This window comes from Aureliella helgolandensis, assembly GCF_007752135.1.
Taxonomy (GTDB): domain Bacteria; phylum Planctomycetota; class Planctomycetia; order Pirellulales; family Pirellulaceae; genus Aureliella; species Aureliella helgolandensis.
Window position 1 is genome coordinate 4,698,866 of the sequence record NZ_CP036298.1, and the last position, 26,142, is coordinate 4,725,007.

The following is a 26,142-nucleotide window of genomic DNA, read 5'->3' on the forward strand; positions in this document are numbered from 1 at the left end:
CGGTTTCTGCGGTGACGTTGTGATCGGTGCCCCATTGAACATGGATTTGATATCGCCGTCGACTGTCAGATCGCATTGCCCGACATAGTTCACCAGCACCTCGAGGTTGGTCTTGTTGAGAGGCAGACGCTTCGCCCACTGGGTCTCACGATAGGAACCTTTCTTGTCAACCTTGGCCGTGCCCGCCTTGTGTAGCTTCGAGTCGTCACGTTCGCTTCGATCAGCAGATCCTGTACCGCTTCGAACCGTTGACGCAACAATGAAAAAAGTGCATCGGCGGAGAGGAACTGCCGGGTTCGTGGAGAGGGGGGGGAACTGCCGCCATGATCGTGCTCCGCATCCGAGGCTTCTGGAGCGCTCAATGATAAGAAACCGAGCGGGTTTTGACATCGCATGGCAAGCGAGCAAGAGGGCGAACTGCTAGCAAATGCAGCTTCCGCAAATTACGGTGTTTTCAGTGCAGCAGGGAACTGCTGGAACTGCATAGTCCAGTGGACTTTTTCATCCGCTAATCGCGACTTCCTTCCACGTTTCACACGCTGATTTCCGGAACGAGAACCGATGGGAGAGAAAGCTCGCCCGGGTCGATCCAATCTTTTTTCAGCAGAGTCCAGCAGTCCGTGGCAAATTGCCGCTCAATGTAGGCGTAGGGTAACCAGCCGTAACCGGCGTCGCCCCACGTTTCGCCCCAACTGTTGCGGATCAGGATCGCGCCCTTGGGCGAGGTGTCTTTTTCGTCGTCGTAGCCGACCGCCAGCACCGCCTGGCCGCCACGGATCGAGTCGAAGGTTGGGCGATAGAGAATTCTGGACTCGGTGCTTAGCGACTTCGGTACGGAGAATCCGAAAGCGACCGGAAAGCCTGCGGCGAGAAAAGATTTTACGTTTCGCAAGGTCTGCGAGCCGAGGGAGTGACAAAGATTATCGTCGGCGAGGGGGACAGGCACATTTTGCTTTGAAGACTTTGCAAAATAAGCCAGTCCCCGGGCGTCTAACCGCACGTAGCACGCATCCTGATAGGCCAGTGCAAAACCGGCACAAATCAGGCTCGCGTCTTCCGCGACGTCGTCGAATCGCTCAGCATCGGTGTACCAAAGATCGTATGGAACCGCCCCGAATCGCCGCAGTGATTTGAGCGTGGTGCGCAGATCGACGCCGCAATCGCCTGACGTGCGACGTAGCTTGCGTGCCATCTTGTACAGACACAATATCGAACCTTCGAACGCGCGGCCGCGGACACGACGCTCGAAGTACTCGACCAACCCCAGCACGGCACAAACGGCCGAACAGTTGAGCGTTTGCTGGTCTGCTACTGCGGAGAAGAAAGCGGATGGGGCGTCGTCCTCGCCCCGCAGGTCGACGCTTGCCGGCACCGATTTCTGCCCGGACTTGTCCGACTTGAGACGCGCCAGTAGACGGCGGACTTCTTTGTGGTCCGGAGTGTAGTCGCGTGGATCGGGTAGGTCTGGAAACCAGCCCATGCCCGGGGGAATGAATCTTGGCACGGCGAGTCCAAACAAAAGGGAGAAAACCGTCCAGCAGCGTATTCCCTTGAAAATAGATTTCTCGCTATAGTATGGCTACGGAAAGGAACAGGAAGCGTTAACAATTCCGGCTCAACATCCGACCGCCCGTCATGCGAGCTGAGATTTCGCTTCTGCATCGCCGTTGGCCAATTCCCAGATGACGCCTTCACCGGTGCCGTCGCCGCGGAAACGGACGAGCGGATTTTGCTGCTTGCGGTTCAGACACTTGATTGTGTCGCTCAATCTGCGTTTCGAATCCTGTTCGGGTTGCGGCGGCAACGGATCGTCGATCCTCGCGGGCCAACCTTCCTCTTGAAAGGAACTCAGCACTAATTGTTGGTTCACCGCCTGCCACTTGTAGCGTTTCACCGTCTTTCCATCCAGACGCAGCTCATGAGATTCTTCGTCCCAATGCGGGACTAATTCCTGTACAGCTTTGCCATTTGCTTTCCCATTTCCCTCAATCGAATCGGTGTCGTCAGCGGCCGTGAGCGTTTGTCCCCCGGTAACTAAGCGGGCTTTGGATATTCCATCCTTGGTGAGCACGAAGCACGTCCGTTTACAGATGACCGATTTACCTTCAGGCCGAAACTGTCGCTTGTTGTCGCCTGACAATGTTATTTCTCGTGCGTGTTCAACATAGCCAGTCCGCACGAGCCACCGGAAATCGATCTCGCTCAGACCGAGCTTTTGCAAGCTGCGAGTTCCGATGGCGAACTCCCACACATCGCAGTTTGCATCGTCAGCGTACTCGAACGCTTCCAGCAATAAAGCGAAGGCAGCTTGTAGTTTTCTGCAGAGCTTGGCGTGCTTGCCGTTTTCGACGTAACCTGACATGATCTGCCCCGGCTTTAGGACATAGGGAGGCTTCCCTGCCGACGCCTCTGCATCGCGTTGGTTGCCGGCTGGTACCCAGTGTGACGCCATTTTACCCCTGCCAAGTGGGGGACGCAATCTGCCACCCGAACTGCTTTGTGCGCTTTTCACATGACGTGCTTGGCCAACTTTCCCCCGCTGATCATGTCTGACGCCCCGGATCCAGGGCGAAAGTTGGTGATTTCGCTCGGTTTTGGAAGATGTCCAAATCGCAAAGGACGAACCGTCATTTGTCAGTTCAAGCCAAGGCATCTTTGTGTCATTCTTCGGCCATTATTCCCAAATACTGGGCCGCTAACACACTCCGGTCAGGACCGTTGCAAGTTGGCTCAAGAGTCAACCGCTGAGGTTGGACCAACACGTGCATCGGCGCAGGAGCGGTTTGCCGCTTCGGTGCGTTTACCTCTGGCGGTATTGGGAATCCCCTCTGTAGCGAATTCGAAGCACCGGCGTAGCGACTTACGTCTGACGGCACTATCGATTGGTACCAACTCACTTCATCGGATGAGTCCAGAGCAGTTTTGGAAACCGCTTAGGACATGTCCCTGAGGGCCAAACCTAACTCAGTTTCATTGGGGACCACTCCCGGCACGCCAAAGACGACGAGAGATCAAGCCGAATGGAGACTTCGAAAGAGAGACGTGATATCATGCCTGCTCCCCGGCGATGTTGACGGCTCGATCTTTCTGATTCGTTCAGCTCCGCACTGGATCGGCGGTGTCGCTAAATTCCCTCTTTGTCGATACATCTCAAGGTGTTCGTAAACATGAGTGACAAAGTTCCCATACGCGCCTTCGTGAGTTACCGCGACGAATCTTCAGAACACACGGAGCGCGTGAGAGATTTATGCGATCAGCTTCGCCATGACGGTGTGGACGCGATTTGCGACCGCTACGTTCCTGCACCTGAAGAAGGGTGGTCGTGGATGGAACGCGAACTCGAAAAGGCAGCCGCCGGCGCTGGGCACCCCGGCAAGTCAGGAGGAGTGATTCCGTGAACTGCAATGATACTCTGGCTGAAACTCACATCGAAGAAGTGGTAGTGCTAGTGCACGGAATACGGACGTTTGCAAACTGGCAACCGCTGGTCGTGCGCATTCTCGAGGAAATTCCGGGCATCAAAGTCGTCCCGATAAAGTACGGGTACCTTGATGCGATTCGCTTCTGGTGCCCGTTCACTCGTTCCGGGCCAATTGATGATGTTCGTCGCGAAGTTCAAAACGCAAGGAGAAAGCACCCGAATGCTCAATTGTCGGTCATTGCACACAGCTTCGGGACGTACGCGATTACTTCGCTACTGCGCGACAATCCAGATCTGCATCTTAACCGTCTATTATTGTCTGGTTCGATCGTGAGCAGATCGTTTCGATGGGATTATGTAGACGGCCGGCTGGCTCATGACGTGATCAACGACTACGGCACGCGAGACGTATGGCCCGTCTTGGCGAAGTGTCTGAGTTGGGGGTACGGCGACACGGGAAGGCATGGATTCGGACGAGCGGCCTCGGTCAGGGACCGTGGGCATGCATATTCACATAGTGACTTCTTCAACGAAGCATTTGTTCGAACTTACTGGAAGCCATGGTTTGAGGAAGGTCGGTTTGTGACTTCTGAGTGGGAGGAATCTTCCCCACCGTCGCCATGGTTGCTTTCTGTCCTATCGGTCTTCCCTGCCAAATGGCTTACCATAATCGCATTGTTAACTGGTGTCTATTTGATTTGCACCCAACTTCGTCTCGGAAGCGCGACTACACAGCTAAGCGACTCTCCTCAACATGGCGGTGATAGACATGAAGTGGTCGCACCCTCAGAAGCCGCGACTGAAGGTCAGAATGACGCTGTCCTGTCCAGACTGGTACAAGTCTATAGACCGCAATGGACAGGGATTGGTAGCGCGGACGATGTCCACGGCAACACATATAACTATGCCCGGATCTTTGATCCGCAAGAACAGTCGCCACGGGAATGGAAAGCGGACGCATGTGTGTTAACATTCGAGCTTGAGAAGCATACAGCGATACCATGGGTTAGGATCACAGATGTGTCCGTCATCGTGCATGACTATGAGAGACCCCCGGATTACAGGCGCGCGGTATTTGCAGGTGCCGAGTCTGCCCATGTGTTCTACGTCCTAATCGATGACCCCGAACAGTCTGGAACTGACACGTTCTCAGCCGTCTTGCTCGATGAGCACGACCGGCCTTCCGCAACGAAGCTTGTTCGACTTGAAGAGGAACTGCCGGACGTAATTTACCTTCGGATAAATGCCGCCCGTCCCGGCCTTTACACAATCAGCTGTCAAGTGACCGTCAGCTACCAGTCAACCGAGATACTGATTCCATTGATGAAGCCCACTCTGTTTCTCTTTGGGCAGGATTAGGTCGCTTGGCTTGTGTCCCGTACTATTGAACAGGAGTTTACACAATGCAAATGTCCTGCCGACCCCAATCCGCATGGGGTGTGATGGTAGTCATATCGGTCTTGAGCACATCTTGTCAAAAGCACGAAGGACAGCCGCCCAACGCCCAAAAAATCACAGTTTCCGACGACTCCGAACTGGGCAGCGACATTACAGTTGATCGTGTCGATAATCTCGGATCACCGGATATCATTACGCGACTCGCGGCCGTCGACTCACTTGCTGCACAAGGCACTAATTGCTTAACACTCGTCACGCAGTTGCTCGATGATAAAGCAACCGACGACCTCAAGCTGCAAAGTTGCTGTGAAGTTGCGGGAAAGCTCGGACCTAGCGCCTCCGAACTGACGCGCAAGTTAGAGTCTTTGCTGAATGCTAAATCGGAGAATGTTCGGTCCTCTGCGCAGTGGGCATTGCGTCAGGTCGCCACCGTTCGGGCCGCTCGTGCAAGCGACGAAGAGATCGACGCCTTAATTGGTGAGCTAGCCTATCCACCAGAAGGTACAAATGCTGTGAAGACTCTTGTGGATCTCGGCAAGCCTGCAACCCCTCACGTGTCGGATCTGCTGATTATTGGCGCGTTCGACCAGCGCGCTTATCCCCCAAGTCTTCGGGCTCTTCCTATTGTTGGCGCGACTGGTAGACAATCGAGAGAATATTCAACTGCACTGGGCTGGATGTTAAGGAACCCAAAGCTCCAGTACGGAAGCCATTCCGGCAGAGCGGAGGTTATAGAGACAATCGCTCGGCTTTCACGACACGACGAACTTCAAGATAATTTGGTTCCGTTGCTCATTGAAGCCCTTCGCTACCACGAGATCAATATGAACGTGCCAGCTGTAGAAGCGCTGGTCACAATTGGCCAACCCTCAGTGAACCCGATTGCTGAGGCGATAGAGAACGAAATGAGCAGAGATCGCCTGAGCTTCCGACTGATCAAACCGGCCACAGAAATACTAGCTCGTATCGGGCCTGATGCGAAAAGCGCTTTGCCACAGTTGATCAGGGTGTTAGAGCATCCAACTCTGTACGACTACGCTGCAGTGGCCATTTGCGCAATCGATCCCGTCGACGGAATTACCGCTGTAGAGCCAGTTCTGCTCCGACATCTGCGCGATGCCGAACAAGGCGCAAGCGATGCTGCACAAGTCCTGTCCCACGTTTGTCGAGGCACGCCAGCTCTCGCGTCAGCTCTCCTTAGAGCTGCGTTCGCCAACCCAGAAGACACGCAGTCCACTCGGGCGTTAGTCCGGGCTGGCGGCGTTGTGTTAGGCGCCCTCAGGTCAGTCTCAGGCGACTCTATTCGCCACCTTCGGGCAAAACTAAGTGATGACGATCCTTGGATTCGTGGCCGAGCCGCGATTCTCCTAAGCGCCTGCGGCGAGAAAGCGCGACCAGCCGTTCCGGAACTCACGGCGATGCTACGCACTGATTGTAAAGAGGATGCAAATTGGGAGTCTCTTTGGTACGACAAGTTCTATCCGAACGGCGGCTACGCTTTTCCGCCGAAGGGTCCGAGTCCTTTCGGCTACCATCAGGACCAGGCGATGCTACGCCACATTTCACCGATTCGCGCCAAGTACGATATTCAACTGTGGACGTATAAGCCGCCGAATCTACGTCGCTTAGTCGCAGAGTCGCTCGGTCGCCTTGGATCGTTCGCACAGCCTGAATTGATTAGTATCTTGCGTTCTACAGAAGACGAGGTCACCCGGCAATTCGTGTTGCATGCCTTTGAGAATTTCGAGAGACTCGACGACACGTTGCTTACTGTACTTCGGAAGTATCTGGACGACCCAACTCATGAACTGCAGGTAGCTAACATCCTTTCGCAAGAAAAGAACGAAGAGCTCCGACAGGACGTACTCGGCACCCTTCGCGTAGCGTTGGTAGACCCGAGAAAGGCGTTGGGCGCTGCAGTTATCATCTCCCGAGACTTTCCAGAGCACTCACACGAGGCTGTTGAACCACTACTGATAAGCTTGGCTTCTAACGAAGTCGATGCATCGGAGCATGCGGCCGCAAAGAAAGTTTTGGACCAGCTTGTTCAGGTAGGGGATGTTGAGCTGTTAGCGGTTCTATTCCGGACCCTCAGTGACTTGAGCCGGGCCTCAGCTCATGAAACTGCCGGGAGACTACTGGTTAAGGTGGGGGAAGCTTCGGTGCCGCGCCTTGTTGAAGGGGTCGTGTCTAATGAAATGGACCGGCAACTGACGTTGTGGTGTCTTGCCCAATTCGAAGTTCCAGCCGAACACTGGCCACAGCTGATCTCGACAGCCGTAGAAGTGTTGCAAAGCACAGACGAAAGTGAGAAGCGATTGGTTCGAGCGATGTTTCGGCAGAGCGGAAGGGAAGCTCGCGCTTACATTGGTGCGCTTCTACCACTTCTGACCGATGAGCGAACAGCGTTGAACGCGGCGATCTGTATAGGATATTCCGATCCAACAAATGAAGTTTCTGTGGGTGTCTTAGCAGCAATGTGGCGATCTGTTGACAAACACAAGAGATTGAGGGCTGTCGCTACGGCACAAAGCCTCAAGGGACGCGCGGCGAAAAGGGCATACGAGTCTGCCGTCGCTATTCTCCATGATCACACCGCCGAGGTGGAAATTCGCGCAAGTGCAGCACTCGTGATGGTTTCGTTGAACACCGACAGCGGAATAGCTTATGTGATGCCGCTTCTCTCGAAGCTTGAGTCGGCGGCGAGTGCTCCCCAGATTCATTCAACTATTCTGGACCACGCCGATGAGGTCCGGAAAGAAACCTGGGAAGCAGTAGTGCCCTCATTCAAGAATCTGATAGAGGCTGACGACGAAGAACTTCGTCGTTTCGCATGTACTCTCCTTCTTAGCATTGAACCGCGTATTACCGAAGCGGAAGACTCGCTTGCCAAGTGGCTTGCAGAAGACCCAGAGGACTATTTCGTTGCACGCCAAGTCCGATATGCTCTCATCAAGAGCGCTGCCGACCCGAACATATGGTACGAGCGGTGGCTACAGACTGCGGAGGATGTTGATACAGAGGCCGGCTGGGTGCTTGCGGAGGCGGGACCGGGAATCGTGCCGATGCTTTGCGAACTGTTCCAAGACATCGAGCTTTCGGACGAGCGTCGTGATCTGTACGGTGACCTGCTGGGGCGATACCGAGGAGGAGCCACTCTAAGCGTGCCTGTATTGTGTTCGGTAGCCAAGCGTACGGACGACCCACTTCGTTGGCGAGCCATCCATTCACTCGGTCGCCTTGGACCATCCGCGAAAGGCGCGACCGACTTACTGATTACACTACTCTCAGAGAAAGGAGACCGCCTGCAGAAGCAACTCGCTGCAGCTGCTTTAGGTCGGATTGGAGAGGGTGCAGTGAAGGCAATTCCAAGTTTGGCCGCCACCGTTCGGGCTGACGATTTAGATCTCCAGTGGCGAGCCATTCACAGTCTCGGCCAGATTGGCTCAGCGAGTGAAACTGCTCTGACTCAACTCATACATTGCCTGAATGACCCGAACCTTCGCTATTGGTATCTGGCGGCGATCGCGAAGATCGAAACACGTGACGCAAGTCTCGACGAGGCGGTCAAATTACATTTGTCGGATTCGGATCCTGCGATCCGTCGACTCGCACGGCAAATACTCACCAAAGAAACTGCGAACGGCCTTCAGTGATGCAACCACCAGACAACCCATTATCCCCCTCTTTAACATTCGTAGATTACCCACTACGGCGCAATCGCCCTGCAGTGTAGACACGCTCGCTACCGTCTGAGATCTGAATCTGTATACGTAGATACCAGTGATCCTGCCTGAAGCAAAAGAAAGCGGTCCTCTGGAAATAACCGTCCGCGAACATTTGCGGTACCGATCCGCGACGCCGTGTGTAAACGGCGGGACCAAGTTCGGCGGCTTGGCTTTTCGCGCAATTGCGAGCGGTGAAACCGAGAGCTGAATTTGCGCAATCAAATCGACTGTCCTTGCGCAGCAAAGCGATGCCTGACCCGCCTCGTCAACTCCCTGAAAACACACCGATGCGAATCGCGTCCCGCTTGAACTTGCTGAAGATGCATCGATTGCTGAAGATGCATCGACTTCTAGCTCGAGGAAACTGTTGTGAAAGGCAGAAGTGCTTTCCACCGACCGCAGCTAAATCAGACAATTTTGCGGTCAAACTGACATCACCTAGCTTTCAGCGCAGGTCTCCGTTACTGCTCAATGACGAACCGTCATGGTGCACAATGACGCAAGGTGCTGAGATGACCGAGGTGACGGCGACCGCTGCGGTTTGCCGATTCTGGTAATGCTATCAGCAACAGTCTCGCAATAAGTTGGCCGTTGCACCTGGGATTAATGATAGAATCCTACGAGGGTGCAAATCATGGAATATGATTGGAAGCACAGGTTACTAAAGTTTAACGCTTGCGAGATTGAAGGCGCGACAGATGTTCATGGCTATTGTTCTGACCGCCGTAATTGTATCTCCGCAGACATCCGGTGAATCGACGATCGACGAACTAATCAGAGCCATTACGCCTGCGGATCCCGAAGAAGTCGACTCTGGCACCGCTAATCTTGTCACGCAGAGTCGCATCAGCGCATCAAGGCAAAATGCAATCTTTAGATTGGCGTCTATGGGCGACAAATCCTCTCCAGCCATTCCAGTTCTCACCCGCCTCGTTGCGGATCCTCTCGAACCGAAACCCTATAGATTGGCCGAGATCGAAGTCCTGCGTATTCTTGGGCAATTGGCAAGTCTAAGTTTGGATATTCTGCGGCAACTGGGAAACTCGGATGACACTTTAATCAAGGTTGCTGCACAAAGAGCCGCACTATTCGTTGACCCCAAGACACAAAATTACCACTCGAAGCAGGCCTTAGATGATGTCTACCGTTCACTGCTACAACTCTCGAAATTTGAAGACGCCACATTGCTGCGTCATGTCTACGAGTATTGGCAGGAAGGGGACGACAACGTGCGGGGTGTAGCGACACTCGAAGAAGACGACCAAGATCAAAGTAACCCTAACTTTCAAGTAATTGCGCGAATAGTGTTCGAGAATGAAAACGCAGGTTTGCTAATTGCTGAACTATTTTCAACGCATTGCGGTGTTAAGCTCGGCCAACGTTTGATGAATCACCCAGTCATAAAAAACTCGGATGATTTTAGACAAATGATCCTAAAACAGGCCTTCGAGAAGAACGCGCCGACAGACGCTGCGAAGATGCCAGCGAGCGCTGTGATAGGGCTACTGGATTCGAGGGGTCCCTTTTTCGACGGAGAAAGGTCGTCAACCAACCGTCGCATGCTGGGTCTTAGAATGCTTGCAATCACTCAAAGCCGGTCGACATATGAGGATTTTCTAAAGGTTGATTCTTTAGATCCTGAGGTCTGGCAGGGCGTATTCGATGCATATGTAACTTACATGAGGTTCGCCGAGACTGATCCTATGGCAATTGCTTTCGCGGTGTACTTGCGAGAGATTGACAGATGGCCTGATGCGAATGCCAAGGTCGCTTTCCATTGGCTACTAAAACGGGGAGCTGCTGAGGGAACAAGTCCGGAACTGAGAGCTGAAACACTTAAGACTGTCCTTCATATAGCCAGCAGCACAGGCAGTGGAATTGAGTTGTTCCTTGCCCCAGATAGCCTCCATGGGGTTCGAAGCCTTCTCTCGCGTTACGAGAGGACTGAAGATGATTTTCAGAAACTTCCGTTGCTGTCGGGGCAACCTAACCATGTCACCAAGGACATTGCTCTCGATTTTCTACTCCGAACTGCTCCCAACTGTAATTTGCTGATTCAGGGAAGTGTGGACCGAGCTTTGCAATATCCGCCGTCCGACAACACGCTACTAGATGCAAACCTGAGTCCAGAGGTGTGGCGGCGCATTCGAAATTCTTCAAACTTGCAGGGCCCCATCAGATTATTGACTTGGACAGTCGACGATTGGATAGATGAAGGTAGCAGAATGCGTTTTTCCGTATTGCCAGATTCTAGAGGTAATCGACTAATTGTTAAGTTTCATGCTTTTGACTTCATCGCAGCACTGGAGTGGAATGCTGAAGAATCCGTACTATATCTGGTCCCAATTCATGCCCTCGGTTTATTGAAACTAGTATTTCCCGAAAACACCCCAATTCCATTTGAGGTCAGAGGCGATGCCTCGTGGAAATTTAACTTGCTAGAAAACCGTAGATTGGGTGTTCAATTGAAACGCATCGATGCAGATCACATCACTGTTACGTTTGAGAGCGGGATCGAATGGTCTCTAGTTGGATCAGCAGCCACAACGTCGCGTGACGCCGAGCATTCTGTCCGGACAGACGATAGAACAGAGCGAGCCAAATAGTTTACTGCCCACCGAACTGGACGCGGTCGTACACAATTGTTCTTCGACCGCCGCTAAATGCAGCAGTGCCTGTCGCAGACTGCAACATTCGCCTCGCTCCTTTTTGAACAATTTCATCGAGTGGACTTCGATGGTCAAATTGCCTCTGAACGGAAATTACCCCGGGGAACAACTCCAATGCCCACTGGCACATCAGGCCGTCCTGTTTTAGTCTGGGACGTGGCGTATTGCAGCGGTCTCAGTTCGTGCCCCATGTCGAACCGTCAGTGCCCATCCTTGGGCACATAGCACTTCGCTGCTCAAGAATCCGCTTCCTCGAATTTTCTTCTGCAACATGGGCATTGTCCTTCGAACCCCCGAGCGAGCGTCTTGAACGATGACGGCTGCGGCAGGCCCAATATCGCCCGGAATGCCAGTGGAGCTCGATGTGCATAATGGCGGTAGGTAATTCCACCTGCCGAGTGCCCTAGGATCTCGACCGATGATTCGGGCACATGCTCGTCATAGTAGGTCGCGCATGTTTTTCTGAGGTCTTTCAAAACCCAGAGACGCTCGTCGCCGGATTCAATATCGCGTTTTGGAGATATGCCGGCCAACTTACAGAGTTGGCGGAATCGAATATTCGGACGAGTACCGCCACCGAGAAAGACTGGGGCATCGGGATCTGGCTCGTCGGGGCAAAGGCTCTTCAAGTGGAGCCGAACTGTGCGATTCATCGGACGCCAGAAGGCCTTTCCTGTTTTCACGCGCCGATAATAGAGCCATCCCCAAGGTGATGACTCTTTGAGCTCCCGGTCAGGCGACTGCCGTCCCCATGAAATATGGCGCCAGCGGATCGGCTCATGGAACGGCAATGTCTTCCAGACCGTTCCTGTATCAACTCCGTAATTGAAGAAGACAACCAAAGCTGCTCGCCAATATCTCCCCACAGGCCAAGCTTCGTTCCAACCTCGAGGGCTCCTCATCTGATGTGTTGCAAAGTAGAGAGCATTGATCTCGGATTTCGTTAAATAGTGTTTGCCAGCGACGTCTCGTTGTGGCTTGTGTCTGGGAAATCGCGGTAGAACGTCTAAAATGTCGTTTTCCCATGCCCAAGATAGAGCTGCTCGCAAATGCGAGCGGACCTTATTCGTAGTGCGTCCCGGATTGGTTCCCGCACGCGATGCAGCGTCTTCGTGAACCCAATCAAGAAACTCTCGGATCTCTTTCCTGCCAAGACGTTCAAGCGGCACCACTCCGCTCCACCGTGACCACTTGCGGAGGGTCGTGCTGTATTCCTCGCGGGTTCGCTGTGCCGGGCTACCCGTGCGAAGGTACTTCGTTACTACAGATTCAAGTGTCGTCGGCATCGTTGGTCTCCAACACCGCCGGCGATCGCTTTATTGTCCAATCCGTTCTGACCGGCAGCGCGGTTGTGCGTCCTGCCAGTTGAGTGAAATTGCGGCCACTTGTCAGCTCGGTTGCTTATAGGCCAACACTCATAATAGTTCGCGCGCCAGGCCAATGCTTATCTCTTCGTCGCTCAGGACGTCCTCGGACACCCCCACATCTGCGTTTCGGTGCATTGATGGCTGCAGTCGAATTGACCGCCCAACTACTCGGAGTTCGGTGGTGCCGGAGGATTGAGCCAAACTCACCCCAGTTTGTTCAACCTCCACAACTTTCCTTTGAAGCCAAACCGCCAGGGTCTGGGGCTAGCGTTAGCTAGAGGCTCCCCAAAGAGGCACCGGCGCAGGCTGGCGGCGGGCCAAAACGCGCTTGGGGCTGGAACAAATCCGATCCGAAACAGCTTTCATAGGAGCCTACTGATTAAACCCCCTCCGTTACCAAGGTCGCCTAAGGCCCCAGTGTGAGCTAGAATCTTACTAATCTCAGAAAATGAAACCGATGAAAAATGTCATAGGCGTGGGCAACGGGCGTGAGCGATCAAGATACCATCGAAGAACTTCATAGAGTAGACCTCCCTCAATTCGCGCGGCACCTCGGGCTGACTGTAATCAAAAAGGGGAAAAGTAGCTTTGTAAGCTGTCTTTTCCACAAGGATCAAAAGCCCTCGATGTCGCTGTACACACTTCCCAACGGCGAGTGGCGTTACAAGTGTTTCTCTTGCGGCGAGAAGGGCGATGTCTTCGACTTGGTTCAGAGACACAACAATGTCGAATTCCGTGAGGCCCTCGAATTGGTTGCTCAGTTCGCGGGAGTTTCACTACCACGAACTTCAAAAGCAAGTCGGTCTCGTTCAGCAGAGTCGATTGCGCTGAAAGCCTTTACGACAAGTACCGCGTATGAAAAATCAGGCCTACAGACTTGGGCGAAGCAACGCGGTTACAAAATAGCAACACTAGAGCGGTTCGACGTCCGCTTCACCCGTAATCAAAAGCTCTCAACTGAATTCAACAAAGATCGAGAGACGTTGGCTTCTCTTGAAGACGCTGGACTTGTCGTTCGCGCTGCAGGCGTTGATGCGCGACAACCAGAGCTGGACCTGGACATTCCGTTTCGCGATGCAATGTTCGGAGATCGAATTGTCTTTCCTGTGAAGGACATTCGAGGGCAGCCAAGGGGCTTTATCGGTCGAGCAGTCGCAGAAGATGCTCGGCAGCGATACCTTTTCACGAGGTCGTTCCAGAAGAGCAAGCACTTGTTCGGTGCTGATGTCGTGCGTAAAGCAATTGCGAGTGATTCGGACGCTGGCGAAGAGGGCACAATTGAACCGCTTGAATACGTCTATGTGGTTGAAGGGCCAACGGATGTACTCAGGCTTGCAGGTTTCGGACTCCACGCGGTCGCTGCGATGGGAAGCGATCTTTCTGAAACACAAGCTGAACTCCTCGGCGAACTTGCTCGCGACGCATTGATGCGAAATCGTTCGCCTGTGATACGGGTCTTTTTTGATAGTGACGATGCGGGCGTCGAGGGAACACGCCGAGTTCTCGCACAATTGCTTCGTCAGATCGTAAAGTCGGCAAACTTCATGATTGAAGTTGTGACCTCACAGGGCGGCGATCATGGCTACGTTGGGGCAGACCCAGACAGTTGGCTAAAAGGCGTTGCTAAGCGGACAGCTATTGAGCGAATAAGGGAGCATGTGACTGCGGTTGGACAATTTCTTTTGTCCCACAGCATTGGATGCAGATCAAGTGAATTGGAATCAAATTGGAAACGCCTCCCATCTTCCCAGAAGTTTTCTGCGAGACGGCGCGTCGAACTGTTGTTGAAACGCGATGAGTGGAACGATGTTCTCGACCGACTGGGAGATAGCTTCTTTCGCACTTCGTTTTCAGTAGACGACAACACAGGTACGCGAGGCACCTGGGAATTTGACCTCGAAAACTTTCTATCACGCCGTGAAGACAGTTCTGGCTCAGCGATTGAAGATGGAAACATTGTTAGGAGCAGCGAGCAACGCAATTTACTTCATGCGATTCAAATAGCGCATTGTTTTTCTCAACGACGAGAATTCCCAGTCGACGCGAAGAGTTGGGATCGGTTACTGGTCGGTGGTAACGTCATCGTTCCCTATTTCAGAGAGTTACTCGGAACCTCTAAATGCAAGATCGAACCGCTACTCGCCATGAGTGTGCCCAAGGCGTCAGGCGGGAGCCGACTGAAAGCGATTCCCTGCCCAGAACAACTTTCGATTCAACAGTATCTTCTCAATGAACTGTTGGGTAGCGATGAAAGTCGCCTACCACCCAGTTTTAGAGACTGTATCCCTGCCATTCGGTACTCCGGCGGTGGTGTTCACGCGACAGGCCTTCCTTCCGGTGCTTCGACTGCAGCGACTGCAGCGACTTGCTTTTCCTACCAAGTAGACATGTCGATTGCACATGGAGAGAAGACGCCGGGAAATGAAGGCTTTTTCCGCCCGTACCCGGAATGTTGGTCGGAATTTGTCGATTACCTATCCAACTCGGTACGCGAAAGCAATCGGGACTGGACTGACGATCGCCGGTACTACGTTGCTCGGCTTGACGTTCGAGGCTACTACGACTCACTTTCGAGGGCTGCAATCGACCGCGTGCTTTTAGAGCCATTGCAAAATGCAATTGGGACGCTCAGTAAACCAACTGATTTTGCCCCGTCGTTTCAACCAACCATCGGCGATACGGCGACGCGAGCACGGCAGTTTATTGATGTGCTATGCGACCAGAGCTTTGGATACCAATACTACGACCCAAGCACGGGAGTTGACACGTCATTTAATAGCGGAGCGCCTCGCGGTATGCCGCAGGGGCCAAGTCTGTCGGCATATCTTGGAACAATCGCACTATTTCCACTGGACCAAGCGGTTTCAGCCGCAATTGTTGAGTTGAATAAGGGCGTTTCGATTCCCTCGGTAACGTACGCTCGGTACGTAGACGACATGGTCGTCATCGCACGCTCAAAGAACGATCTTAATCGCATTCGGATGTTGATCGAAAAAGAGCTTGGAAAGATTGGCCTCGATTTAAGTCCGAAGGTAGACCCATTACCAGCGATGAATGCTATTGAGGTTCAGAATTGGCTAACCGCTGATCGCGGACTCGTCGGCGTTTCTGGATTCTCGCAAGCTCCCCCAATTGTAACACCCATCCTATCGGACGACGGGTGCGTCGATCGTCGTTCTGCCTTAGTGCAATTGCATGATCCGGAATTACGAAGGCCCGGCGTAACTGCGTCAGCCCTGTCAAGTGTTGTCGAAAAAGTCCTTAAGTGTGTTGAAGTCCGATTTGGTGATCAATGCCATGTCGCTGCATTGATCTGGAGAATCTATACCGCAGAGCTAAGCGAGACCGGAAAGACGTGGAGCAATTCCGACGCTGTCGGAAAGTTCAGAGAGCTATGGACTGCATCAGCTATGTCCAACGATGGCGATACCGAGCCTTCTCAAACCATGCTGTTCGCAGCGATTCACGGTCTCGATAAACTGCTCTCTAGTCGTAGCTTCAATTCTGAGGCATTCGCGGACGTTGAACAGGCGAAGGCACTTGACCTAAGAAACGCGATCGCTCAATCAATCAATGCTGGATTGGTTGAGCAACTCAGGACTGATTTTAGTGCTGACTCGAACGACGACGGTTTCATTCTTTCCGTCCATGAACTGAGCTTACTTGCACAAACGGTGACTATCTCGCCAGTCGATGACTCCCAGTATTTAATTGGACGAATCGAGCACTTGCGAGCCAACTTCCCTAAGTCGGAAACGATCACTCGTTATCTAATTTCGATTTCAGCCGTTCCGCCTTTCGGAGCGTTGCTTGCGAAACTTGGAAACGTTGTACGAGATGACACGCCTCTTCATATTTTATATCACGAAGCTGTTGGGCGTTTATCGAACGAAAAGCAAGCTGACGACATCGATGTTTTGTTCTGGATGGAGCAGGCGATCAATGAGCAAGTCACATCATCGCCAGACAACTGCCTTGCCAAAATTTTGGCGAGCTGGCTCTCGACTGGAGATGATGTTGCATCTCGTGTAACTGGTGAACTTGCTGTTCGCTCGCTCAGCGTACTGCTTAACATTGCAATGACGGACGCAGCTAGGCTGCTGAATCGGCGACGTCCGCTCGTCGATGAAGCATTGAAAGCAAAAACGGAAGAGGATTCGGTTTGGTTGCCATGCATCCCCATCGGCGGCCTTCGATACTTTGTCGGATCAGCGCGTGGTAAGTTTCTTGCTGTTCCGATTGAGTCAGTGAAGAACCAGGTAGAATCGACGTCTGAATCGCCGCTCAATTCAGCGGATCTCGCACCTCGCAGTTTGAAATGGGAGACGGCAGGAACATCGTACGAGTACTTCAACGCCAACAGCGAAACTTGGCATCTACTCAAACCGGATGGCAAAGAAGAACTGTGGGAGAATGCAACCCTCGGTCGATGGATCGCAAGATCATTCGAGAACTTGGTAAACGCCGCTTCGGACAGTTTTGAGTGCCCGCCGAACTTGTACAACTTAGTTGCGCGTGAAGGTTCTGAAGGCCAAGCGATTGAGGGAACCCTTGGGCACTCCGTCGAGGCGGAACAGTTGTCTGGGCAGAGTTTTGCCCGGTCAGCAATCAATGGCTTGCTCGCAAAGCCAGTTCCTCACAATGGCTCCAGATACTGGCGGGCAGGTATCGCGATTACCGACTTTCTTGGATTGATGGATGAAGTGGCATGCAACCCGCTGGTGAACATTGTTCGTCCGTCAGCGATACCGGAGTCGTCCGAGGAGGACTGGGAGCATCAGTGGGCGCAGGAAAAGCTTATTCGGTTTAGTCTGCAGCGTCTCTGTGGCGGAACAGCAAAGGTTTCGCTTGTTCATGACAATGGGTCGATACCGCCCAGTCTGCAAAGGGTGATTGGTCGCCTGCGTTCGTTCCCAGCGTTGGGTGAGGACGACGAACCATATAGGCAAATCGCGGCAGTCGTCACGACGGTCTTTGAAACGCGTTTTGCCGCCAAGCGTTTTGATAGCGTCCACGCGGACGATGATCCGAGTGTGCCCGGAGTTCCAACCGATCTTCTCGCAAGAATTGCAAGAAGCGTCATCTACACTGACCGGAAACTCTCTGAGCGATTGCCTGTAAGTCCCAGGCCGAAATTCATAGAACGTCGCAATGTGTCTGCTTGGATCAGTTTTTCGGATCGCGTTGCAGAATTGAAAAAGCGTCTTGGTGAACGCGATGAGAATGTTGAAACACCACTTCAGGCACTTGCGAATGGCTTGGCGCTGACCGGACTTGCCGATTTGCTTCGATGTCTGACGCTCGAATTGGTTGTCGCAGAACCAGGTCTTCGCGAGGAGCTTATCGGTCTAGATCCAAGCAAAGTGAATCTTGCTCAATGGAATCTCGATGACACCGGCTGTTTCGTTCGCGAACAACGAACAGAACAAGCAGAAGGAGAACGGTCTCAAGGAGTGGTATTGTTGTTGGCGACTCTGAACGGAGGATTGCAACCCGAGAATCGAAACTACAAAGAGAGTCTCGGTCGGATTACCCCGCTCGGTTGGTGTATCGCAGCAGGAATTGTTTCTGGGACGCTTTCGTCAAACTTGCGTCTCCGCTCGATGTCGACAGAAAATGACGATGAAAATGCAGTTTCGCTATTCCGTTCGCTTGCAGGTTTCTTAGCGGCACCTGTAAGCCGCAATGAGAATGACGATCTTCCGGACGAGTCAGATCCTTGGAAAGGTCTCGATTCACTTCTCAAGGATGACTGCCACGAACGGGTACTCGAGTTTTCAAGCCAGCTTGAGGCGTATGGACGCCAAGTTGGTCTGATCGTCAGCGAGCCGCGTTGGTCAAAACGTTTCTCGCTTGTCCCTTCGGAATATGGCGAATCCTCCGCTGATGAAGGGCGCAGAACTTGGGAAGTCAGTCTCGGCCTCGAATCTTTCCAGATTGAGCCCTGGCGAATCGCAACGGCGTCCACGGCAAGTGATAGCCCAGGACATAAAGCCGAGTACCGCATCGAAAACGAGCAATCTGAATCGTGCTGGACGGAGACACGATTTAAAAGCAGGCTTATTGCTGTTCACATTGCACAACCGGGGATCGCTTCGCTTGCTGGCTTCGCACTGCCGTTAAACGGTGATACGAGCGGAGAGCATCCGAGCGAGATAGATTCTGTCGGCGACAACGCTCTCGAAAAGAACACTTCCGAGCCGGTGCAGGTTCCGTCCCCAGTTAAGTCCGCCGTGTCGGAGCAACGTGCAGCGAAAGAAAACGAATCTAACATTGTGAAACCTGAGATCGAGTGTGACTGGGATGCCTTAACGAGAGCACAGGAGAAATCCTGGATTAGCCGGGCGAAGCAACCGCGAAGTCACTACAAGCGAATCGCGTTAGTTCAACTACAGGTGGAACCCTTTGGTTCCTATCGACATCCCGTCTACGATTGCTCGGAACAGATTCTCAAGAAGCTTGCAGACGATGAACTCGCAAAAGAACAGGCGACAGCAGAGGAAGAAGGGATACAGCCAGACGATGAACGCTTTCCCAAGAAATCATGGGAAGCTGGAAAGCATCCCGCCCGTTTCGACGCGTTCAGCCCGGTTGAGCGGAGAAGGCGACGACTGCTCGATGAAGTGCTTAGAGCGTGCAAACTTTTCAACGTCGACTTTCTGGTTTTGCCGGAGTACTCAACTCGCCCGGAGACCGTCACATGGATTCAGCGTCAATTGGAAGACCGAAAAATCGAGACTCTTGTTTGGGCAGGCACTTTCCGACTACCGCCGTTCTACGACACTGCGACTTTTTCTTGGCTGAACGCTGCAAAGGAATGGGCGGCAGTGCTACCGATCGTCGGAAGAACCAATCATCCAGGAATCAAAGACAAGACTGGATTCATGACCCGCCTCAAAAAGTATCCGTCTATTGCTTACAACGAGATTTTCAATCCTCCGTCCAACTTCCTGGGAGCGTTATCCGACGAAAGCACGCGAATCACAGAATTGATTTGCTCAGAAATATTCCTCGCAATGTCTCCGGCCAATCTTCTTGCGCTTTGGAAATCACTCGATGCCCTTATCCAACGGTTCGGACGTTCGGTGGTTTCAAAACATATTGAAGAAGAATACGTCATGAAGGATGTCATTGCCTTTTCCAGGGAAACCTCGCTGTGTTATGAAGAAAGCCGAGTCGGCGAGCCGGCAAGCCGCCGTCGAAGCATTCTTTTCGTTCCATCTATGACACCGCGCACTGTCGATTACGCAATCCTAGGCCAAGCGAACCATCTTGCTGCTGGAATGATGACCGTCTTCTGCAATGACTCTGGTTCTCACTCACATGGACAGAGCTGCTTCATCGGCGAAGATGGCTGGGACAATGAAAATCGGAAAGAAATTCTTGGCATTCCTGGTGCTGGGCCGTACCACGGCCTAACGCCTGGATTCTTCCGACAGTTCCAAGCGGATCGCGGGTGGCTGGGCACTGACGAACAAGCGATGGTGATTGCGGACGTTGATCCAAATCACCAATTCGGCGGAAAACCGCGTCCACAGAATTTGCTACCACCTCTCGAGATGGTTGCGCACCTTCCGATTCTTGAGGTTGGCGGTCGACAAAATCAGGAACGAAAGAAGATCGACTATGGACGCCTGACGAAACTTCCTGCTCCTGATTTGGCCGAACTCGTTCGGGTTATCCCGTGGCTGGATGGGCTTGACTGGGGAAATCAAAAAGCGTCGGACATGGCGTCACGAAAGTTTGTGGTTGATCGAATACTTCAAGGAATCTCGACGATCATTTCCGCCCCTACAAATTCGGGGAATACCATTGGCGACCACAAGAACTTCGTGCTTGCACGTGCGCTGTTGTCGCTGGCCCACAGTGTTCCGGAGAACGCAGGTTGGCTAAAACGACGGGCTGAAGCATACAAGAGCCAACACGCTTCAAATCCAATGCCGTATCCACCGCCAGTCGCAACGGATTGGTTATACGTTGACCTGGACGAGGATCGCGAAGATGACGATGAATGCGAGCTGCAAGTCCCCCAAGTCGAGACGGAACCTGATGAAAAACTAAGCGACTGAGTCGCGAAATAATCCTACTTTTCACCCAACCTGAATGCATGACGGCTGGGGAAATTATCTCGGCGCTTTGTGAGGTGGCTCGCGAAGAAAAGGCAGTGCTCTTGATTGAGTTCTGTCAAGCTGTGACTGGCGGCCGACGCCGTAGCGTTAAACATTCGCCGTTTTGCGTTTCCGTTGAGACTCCAACCTGCTGCTTCGTTAACCGAAGGCATATGAATCGAGTGAACGCAGTTTCCGAGCAAAGAAGCGTCCCTCTCGGATATTATATTGACTTCGCAAATGCGTTGAATTCAGGGCCAATAGTATTTGCTTTTCATACCCCAGGACGAACCGTCCTGAGCAGCTAGTATCGAGCCCAAAGCCCGTGCCGATCACTTCGACTGTAGGCGACTGTCCTCTTTGCCGGACAAGAGCCCTGAGAGGGCCACTAAGAGGCTGCAAAGTTGCTCGCCGTTTTCCTTCGTAGATAGGCTCGCGTAGCGGTCGGGCGATGCTAGGAGCCGCTAACGGCAGTCAAGCATTGGGGGGCTCCTGTGGGATCGTCCAGCCGGCAGTTGCCTAGTTTTTTTGCCGATCAAACGCGGCTTTCTGACGCCAGTGGGGCGCCCATTGCCAAGAATCGCTCCGGCATCCACCTCCCCGCTCCGCAGGAGATTGCTTGGCGTTCAGTGCGATCACTATTAGAAGTGCTGAAGGCTGAGTTGGAGCGTCTGCGGTTGTTTCAAAGCACCGCAGTGAGCATTGCTTGAGGTTTTTCCCAAAGGAGTAAGTAGCATCGCCCAGAAGACAGGTTTGGTTGCCGGCTTGTTTGGCAGACTGAATGAATGCCAAATCAGCTCCAAATGAACGCGAGGGAGGTGCGCAGCTGCGCGCCTCCGCTCATGCGTTGAAACGAATGACTTCACTCGGCGAATGGAGCAACAATCGGACGAAGGCATGCCGAGCTACCTGCAGCACGCCCGCCAATGGTTCTATCTGATGCACGAGATTAATGCTGCGGTTCCTACTGCAATCGTGGAGAGAACTAAAATCACACAGATGCCGAGTTGAATGGCTTCCATCATCTGTTGCCTCTCTTCCTTCCTTAGTTGTCTCCGCTTCACCTCGCAGTGGCAACAGGGTTCGTTTTTCGTTTGAAACATGCTGAGTTCGCCTTTTTGAAAGTACCGTGGCTTGTAAAAGATGAATTTTACAAACGAGCCTTGCATCTCCAAAACTATTGATGGAATGACGAATTTTGGCATGCACCTAACCGTGATCGGCAAACGGCATGTGTTGGCAAATCCGCTGCGAATACTCTCAATATGCAATTTCAGTGTCTGAGGGTTTCTGGGGCGAGTCTCCAACTGCGCAAGGCCGTAAACCGTGCGTCCGAACGCCCGTGAAGGGCGCGAACAAGGTGAATTCGTGCGCGGACGCACGGTTTTCGAGCTGCCTACGCGGCGGACGTTGACATCGAAGTGGGGAAGAAAGACGCATGGTCCGCATTTGGGCTGGAAAACGGCTCAGGAATCTTCGCCTGTTAGCCTGCCGGCACGCATTGACCTAAATTTCTGGCCTTCTCTGGCTATATCAACTGAGCTGGAACCCCTAGCTTCCAGCCAGTCCCAATCTTGGGCTCTTCTGGCGGCTGACCATCAATCAGCCGTCTCTCTCATGCGACATCTGAATCACCACTGGATTCAGTCGAGTCGCATTGTCCCCCATTTCAAGAAGGAGACTCACATGAGTCACATCGTTTCGGTCCAGACCGAGATCAGAGATCTAGTGGCGGTGCAATCCGCCTGTCAGCGCCTACGGTGGGATCGTCCTACCGTGGGGCAATTCAAGCTCTTCACTCGCTCAGTCACGGGCTTGGGAGTGTTGCCGCCGCAGTGGCGGTACCCAATCGTGTGCGACCTGGCAACAGGCCAGCTCGCCTACGACAACTACGAAGGTCGCTGGGGCAATCCCGCCGACCTAGGACGCTTCAAGCAGGCCTACGCCGTCGAGAAGGCAATGCTCGAAGCTCGCAAGGCGGGCAGGTTCGTGGTGGAACGTTCTCTCTCCGATGGTGCGATCGAATTGTGCGTGACCGTTCAGGGAGGTGTGGAATGAGCCAACGGATCATTATCCGAATCGACACCGAAGGAGCCACGCAGGTCCGTACCGAGGGCTTCCGTGGAAACAGCTGCCAGGCGGCGAGCCGCCTGCTTGAACGAGCGCTGGGGCGTACTACGTCCGAGCAGCTCACAAGTGATTACTACCAATCCAGTACTACCACTGGAAATCAACAATTTGAAACTGGAGATACGCCATGAACACTGGCACCCATTCACTCTCTGACGAAATCTGGGAACTGGTTCGTGCCGGCTTCTCAGGAATTTGGATCGAGACGCACGAACCGAGTGAGGCGATTCTAGAGCTCTCAGCCATGAGTGCCGAACACGACCTGCGTCTGCTTGCCTGGAATCTCGATTCGGGGTTGCGGTGTGTAGGCGGTGGACAACCTGAGGACAGTCAGGCTGATCCGATGGCCGCGATTCGCAGTCTGGCGACTCTGCCCGACGAGCAGTCGACTCTCCTGGTGCTGGAGAATTTCCACTACTTCGTCGATTCCCCCGAGATCTGCCAAGCCCTGCTGACTCAGCTTCAGTTGGGCAAACAGTTCGGGAGGCATCTCGTGATCGTCTCACCCACGGTTCGACTCCCCGCAGTCTTGGAGCGACAGTTTGTGGTCCTGCAGCATGCGCTGCCTGTAGGTGGGCAGTTGTGGGATATTGCTGAATCTTTGATCGAAGACGTTGAGCTCTACCCAGAGTCCCAGCGTCAGGCCCTCAGAGAAGCAGCAGCCGGCATGACTCGGCTGGAAGCGGAGTCGGCTTTCAGTCTCTCTCTAGTACGGCACTCCAGACTTACGACCGAAGAGGTCTGGCAGCTGAAATCGGCTTGGTTGCGCAAATCGGGCATGCTCCAGCTTCATCAGAGCCAACACGGCTTTGAGTCGCTGGGTGGGCTGGAGAGCTTGAAGCAGTTCTGTCGCCATTCGCTGCGGCGACAGTCAGCAACGCTCGCCAGACCACGTGGTGTGGTGCTGCTGGGCGTTCCGGGTACGGGGAAGAGTGCCTTTGCGAAGTCGCTGGGCAAGGAGGTCGACCGGCCTGTGATGATGCTCGATGTCGGGCAGCTCATGGGCTCACTGGTCGGTCAGAGCGAAGCGAATCTTCGTGACGCTCTGAAGACGGCTGATGCCATGGCTCCATCGATTCTGTTTATCGATGAGGTCGAAAAGGCTCTCTCTGGCGCCGCCTCGGGTGGCAGGGGAGACAGTGGCGTTTCAAGTCGCCTGTTTGGCACGCTGCTCACCTGGCTCAACGACCACCAGAGTGACGTGTACACCATCGTGACCTGCAACGACATCCAGCGGCTCCCACCAGAGTTCAGTCGCGCTGAACGCTTTGATGGGATCTTCTTCCTCGATCTACCCGGGCGCGAGGAGAAGGAGGCGATTTGGGAATTGTACTTGAGTGAGTACGAGATCGACCCTTCTCAGGCTCGTCCGGAGGATGAACAGTGGACTGGCGCCGAGATCAAAGCTTGTTGCCGGCTCTCCAGCCTCCTGAGCGTCCCGCTAGTCGACGCGGCTCAGTACATCGTACCAGTCGGGGTAACCGCCTCGGAAGACATCCAGCGGCTCCGTAGCTGGGCCAATGGGCGTTGCCTGGATGCTTGCCAGCCTGGCATCTTCCGAACAGCCCTACCGACAACCACGGCCAAGCGTCCCAGGCGAGGCATCAGCCTCCGTCCCTCGGACAACTAGCCGTACTCCGGATCGTCCCAAGAATACCTGGGACGACCATCCCTTGTAACTCTAGAAAACCTCTCAACGCCGTGCACGTCAACTTCGATGTGCACGGCGTTTTTCGCAACCCCACGTGTTCCAAATTCATTTCCAATCTAAGGAGGACAACTATGTCCACAGTAACACACCACACTCAAGATCAGCACTCGAACGACTCTTCCTACCAATTGAGGCACTCGTTCTCGGCCATGCGACTCTCCTTCTGCTGGCTGGGAACGCGCAAGAGTCTTTCCAGCGATCAACTCCAGCAGGCTGCCAACCAGTTTGGGGCCGAAGGAAAGTTCATCTCGGCCGGCAAGAAGCTGCTCGATACCGGTCATCCCGCTATGAAGGGCGTCAGTCAACTCAAGCGTCAGATTACCGAGTACTGGAAGGGCGGTTCACTTCCCTATCCCGAAGCGGGCATTCGGCTTGTGCGTCACAGCGACCTTGACCGGCTGAATCAGCAGATGGCCTCTTACCAGGAACAGCTGGTGTTGGCGGTCCGAGAGTTGCAAGCCAACTACGACGAGATCAAGGAGCTGGCCGCAGAGAGACTGGGAGGACTCTTCTCCGAGAGTGACTACCCAGTCACCTTGGAAGGGCTCTTTGAAGTCAGCTGGGATTTTCCAAGTGTGGAACCTCCCGAATACTTGCGACGTCTCCAGCCAGAGCTCTACGAGCAGGAGTGCCAACGGGTCCGCAGTCGCTTTGACGAGGCGGTCCAACTGGCCGAGCAGGCATTTGTCGACGAGCTTTCGGGACTGGTTTCACACCTCGGCGAAAGACTCTCCGGTAGCGACGACGGCAAGCCGAAAGTGTTTCGAGATTCCGCAGTCGACAACCTGCGTGAATTCTTCGATCGCTTCGGCAGGCTAAACGTCTCCTCGTGTCCCGAGCTCGATCAGCTGGTTGAGCGAGCGCGTGACATTGTCACGGGTGTTGGCCCCAGCACGCTTCGCAGCGACAGCAGTCTGCGCCAACAGGTGGCTTCGCAGCTATCGAGCGTTCAAAGCGTGCTTGATGGCCTGATGGTCGACCGTCCTCGTCGCCGCATTCTACGCGGTTAAAGGGGAGGGGCTATGAAACTCTACGTCTCGACCGACGGCAATTGCCAGTCGGTCTACAGCGAGACGCTCGACTTGGGCTCGGTGGGTGCACTAGACATCCGCCGAGCCTCGCATGTCGAGCCGACTTCCGATGGGCAATGGATCGCAGATCTCAGTCCCATCTCTGGCCCGCAACTAGGGCCTTTTACCACTCGCAGCCAAGCACTCCAAGCCGAGGTGGCTTGGCTCGATGCTTGGTTCCACAATCTTCACGGAGAATTTTCGATATGAACGCACGTCTCAAGCTCAACTCTGCCGTTTTCCAGGGAGCTCTAATCATTGGAGGCCTGATTGGCTGGGCATTCGGCTCCTGGCTCGCTTTCGTACTTGCCGCCGCTGCCATCATCCTCACCGCCTACCACAGCGGTGACATCCGAACCACACCAAGCAAGCCCAAACCGCCAGTCCAACCAACTCACCAAATCCGGGCCATGCACCGCCGACGCCGGTAACCGCGTAGTTCCAAGTACGCTTCACGCTGTAGCTCACTTCACCGAGCTACAGCCCTTTCTTTTAGCTCCTGGAGGAATCAGAAAGATAAAACTACAAGCTGAAGTCGTC

The 26,142-nt window shown here is 53.6% G+C and carries 14 protein-coding genes; 11 read left to right on the forward strand and 3 right to left on the reverse strand.

Going from position 1 to position 26,142, the window contains the following annotated elements; genetic code table 11:
• Positions 1–532: 532 nt before the first annotated feature.
• Positions 533–1,504: a C1 family peptidase gene (locus tag Q31a_RS16515; RefSeq protein ID WP_145080136.1), complete on the reverse strand. Its 972-nt coding sequence runs from the start codon at positions 1,502–1,504 to the stop codon at positions 533–535.
• A gap of 129 nt (positions 1,505–1,633) precedes the next feature.
• Positions 1,634–2,452: a hypothetical protein gene (locus tag Q31a_RS16520; RefSeq protein ID WP_145080139.1), complete on the reverse strand. Its 819-nt coding sequence runs from the start codon at positions 2,450–2,452 to the stop codon at positions 1,634–1,636.
• Positions 2,453–3,167: 715 nt separating this feature from the next.
• Between Q31a_RS16520 and Q31a_RS16525 the strand changes: the two genes are divergently transcribed.
• From Q31a_RS16525 to Q31a_RS16540, 4 genes are all read left to right on the forward strand, one after another.
• Positions 3,168–3,398 carry an SEFIR domain-containing protein gene (locus Q31a_RS16525; RefSeq protein ID WP_145080142.1) on the forward strand — a complete coding sequence of 77 codons (231 nt, stop codon included), beginning with the start codon at positions 3,168–3,170 and terminating at the stop codon, positions 3,396–3,398.
• Positions 3,395–4,780, forward strand: a complete 1,386-nt coding sequence (locus tag Q31a_RS16530; protein ID WP_145080145.1) for a lipase family protein — start codon at positions 3,395–3,397, stop codon at positions 4,778–4,780. The genes Q31a_RS16525 and Q31a_RS16530 overlap by 4 nt, the downstream gene beginning before the upstream one ends.
• 44 nt (positions 4,781–4,824) lie before the next feature.
• Positions 4,825–8,475: a HEAT repeat domain-containing protein gene (locus Q31a_RS16535; RefSeq protein WP_145080148.1), complete on the forward strand. Its 3,651-nt coding sequence runs from the start codon at positions 4,825–4,827 to the stop codon at positions 8,473–8,475.
• Between the two features lie 770 nt (positions 8,476–9,245).
• Positions 9,246–11,153: a hypothetical protein gene (locus tag Q31a_RS16540; RefSeq protein WP_145080151.1), complete on the forward strand. Its 1,908-nt coding sequence runs from the start codon at positions 9,246–9,248 to the stop codon at positions 11,151–11,153.
• A gap of 299 nt (positions 11,154–11,452) precedes the next feature.
• Here Q31a_RS16540 and Q31a_RS16545 read toward each other — a convergent pair whose 3' ends face one another.
• The gene (locus Q31a_RS16545; RefSeq protein WP_145080154.1) at positions 11,453–12,502 is read right to left on the reverse strand and encodes a tyrosine-type recombinase/integrase; all 1,050 of its coding nucleotides are present in this window, start codon (positions 12,500–12,502) and stop codon (positions 11,453–11,455) included.
• Between the two features lie 569 nt (positions 12,503–13,071).
• On the opposite strand from Q31a_RS16545, the gene Q31a_RS16550 reads away from it, so the two are divergent.
• The 7 genes from Q31a_RS16550 to Q31a_RS16580 all read left to right on the forward strand — a co-directional run bounded on the left by Q31a_RS16550 (position 13,072) and on the right by Q31a_RS16580 (position 26,033).
• Positions 13,072–20,652, forward strand: a complete 7,581-nt coding sequence (locus Q31a_RS16550) for a CHC2 zinc finger domain-containing protein (RefSeq protein WP_145080157.1) — start codon at positions 13,072–13,074, stop codon at positions 20,650–20,652.
• A gap of 1,725 nt (positions 20,653–22,377) precedes the next feature.
• The gene (locus Q31a_RS16555; protein ID WP_145080160.1) at positions 22,378–22,749 is read left to right on the forward strand and encodes a DUF1257 domain-containing protein; all 372 of its coding nucleotides are present in this window, start codon (positions 22,378–22,380) and stop codon (positions 22,747–22,749) included.
• Positions 22,746–22,952, forward strand: a complete 207-nt coding sequence (locus tag Q31a_RS16560; RefSeq protein ID WP_145080163.1) for a DUF2997 domain-containing protein — start codon at positions 22,746–22,748, stop codon at positions 22,950–22,952. The genes Q31a_RS16555 and Q31a_RS16560 overlap by 4 nt, the downstream gene beginning before the upstream one ends.
• On the forward strand, positions 22,949–24,451 hold the full coding sequence (locus Q31a_RS16565; protein WP_145080166.1) for an AAA family ATPase: 1,503 nt from the start codon (positions 22,949–22,951) through the stop codon (positions 24,449–24,451). The genes Q31a_RS16560 and Q31a_RS16565 overlap by 4 nt, the downstream gene beginning before the upstream one ends.
• Before the next feature lie 152 nt (positions 24,452–24,603).
• Positions 24,604–25,542: a hypothetical protein gene (locus tag Q31a_RS16570; protein ID WP_145080169.1), complete on the forward strand. Its 939-nt coding sequence runs from the start codon at positions 24,604–24,606 to the stop codon at positions 25,540–25,542.
• Between the two features lie 12 nt (positions 25,543–25,554).
• Positions 25,555–25,812, forward strand: a complete 258-nt coding sequence (locus tag Q31a_RS16575; protein WP_145080172.1) for a hypothetical protein — start codon at positions 25,555–25,557, stop codon at positions 25,810–25,812.
• Positions 25,809–26,033, forward strand: coding sequence for a hypothetical protein (locus Q31a_RS16580; protein WP_145080175.1), 225 nt, complete (start codon positions 25,809–25,811; stop codon positions 26,031–26,033). The genes Q31a_RS16575 and Q31a_RS16580 overlap by 4 nt, the downstream gene beginning before the upstream one ends.
• Positions 26,034–26,142: the final 109 nt, after the last annotated feature.

What these genes read in the sequence shown, in the direction of transcription:
- Q31a_RS16520 (WP_145080139.1), bottom strand. Translation starts at nt 2,452, where the DNA reads ATGGCGTCACACTGGGTACCAGCCGGCAACCAACGCGATGCAGAGGCG.
- Q31a_RS16525 (WP_145080142.1), top strand. Translation starts at nt 3,168, where the DNA reads ATGAGTGACAAAGTTCCCATACGCGCCTTCGTGAGTTACCGCGACGAA.
- Q31a_RS16535 (WP_145080148.1), top strand. Translation starts at nt 4,825, where the DNA reads ATGCAAATGTCCTGCCGACCCCAATCCGCATGGGGTGTGATGGTAGTC.
- Q31a_RS16540 (WP_145080151.1), top strand. Translation starts at nt 9,246, where the DNA reads ATGTTCATGGCTATTGTTCTGACCGCCGTAATTGTATCTCCGCAGACA.
- Q31a_RS16545 (WP_145080154.1), bottom strand. Translation starts at nt 12,502, where the DNA reads ATGCCGACGACACTTGAATCTGTAGTAACGAAGTACCTTCGCACGGGT.
- Q31a_RS16555 (WP_145080160.1), top strand. Translation starts at nt 22,378, where the DNA reads ATGAGTCACATCGTTTCGGTCCAGACCGAGATCAGAGATCTAGTGGCG.
- Q31a_RS16560 (WP_145080163.1), top strand. Translation starts at nt 22,746, where the DNA reads ATGAGCCAACGGATCATTATCCGAATCGACACCGAAGGAGCCACGCAG.
- Q31a_RS16565 (WP_145080166.1), top strand. Translation starts at nt 22,949, where the DNA reads ATGAACACTGGCACCCATTCACTCTCTGACGAAATCTGGGAACTGGTT.
- Q31a_RS16570 (WP_145080169.1), top strand. Translation starts at nt 24,604, where the DNA reads ATGTCCACAGTAACACACCACACTCAAGATCAGCACTCGAACGACTCT.
- Q31a_RS16575 (WP_145080172.1), top strand. Translation starts at nt 25,555, where the DNA reads ATGAAACTCTACGTCTCGACCGACGGCAATTGCCAGTCGGTCTACAGC.
- Q31a_RS16580 (WP_145080175.1), top strand. Translation starts at nt 25,809, where the DNA reads ATGAACGCACGTCTCAAGCTCAACTCTGCCGTTTTCCAGGGAGCTCTA.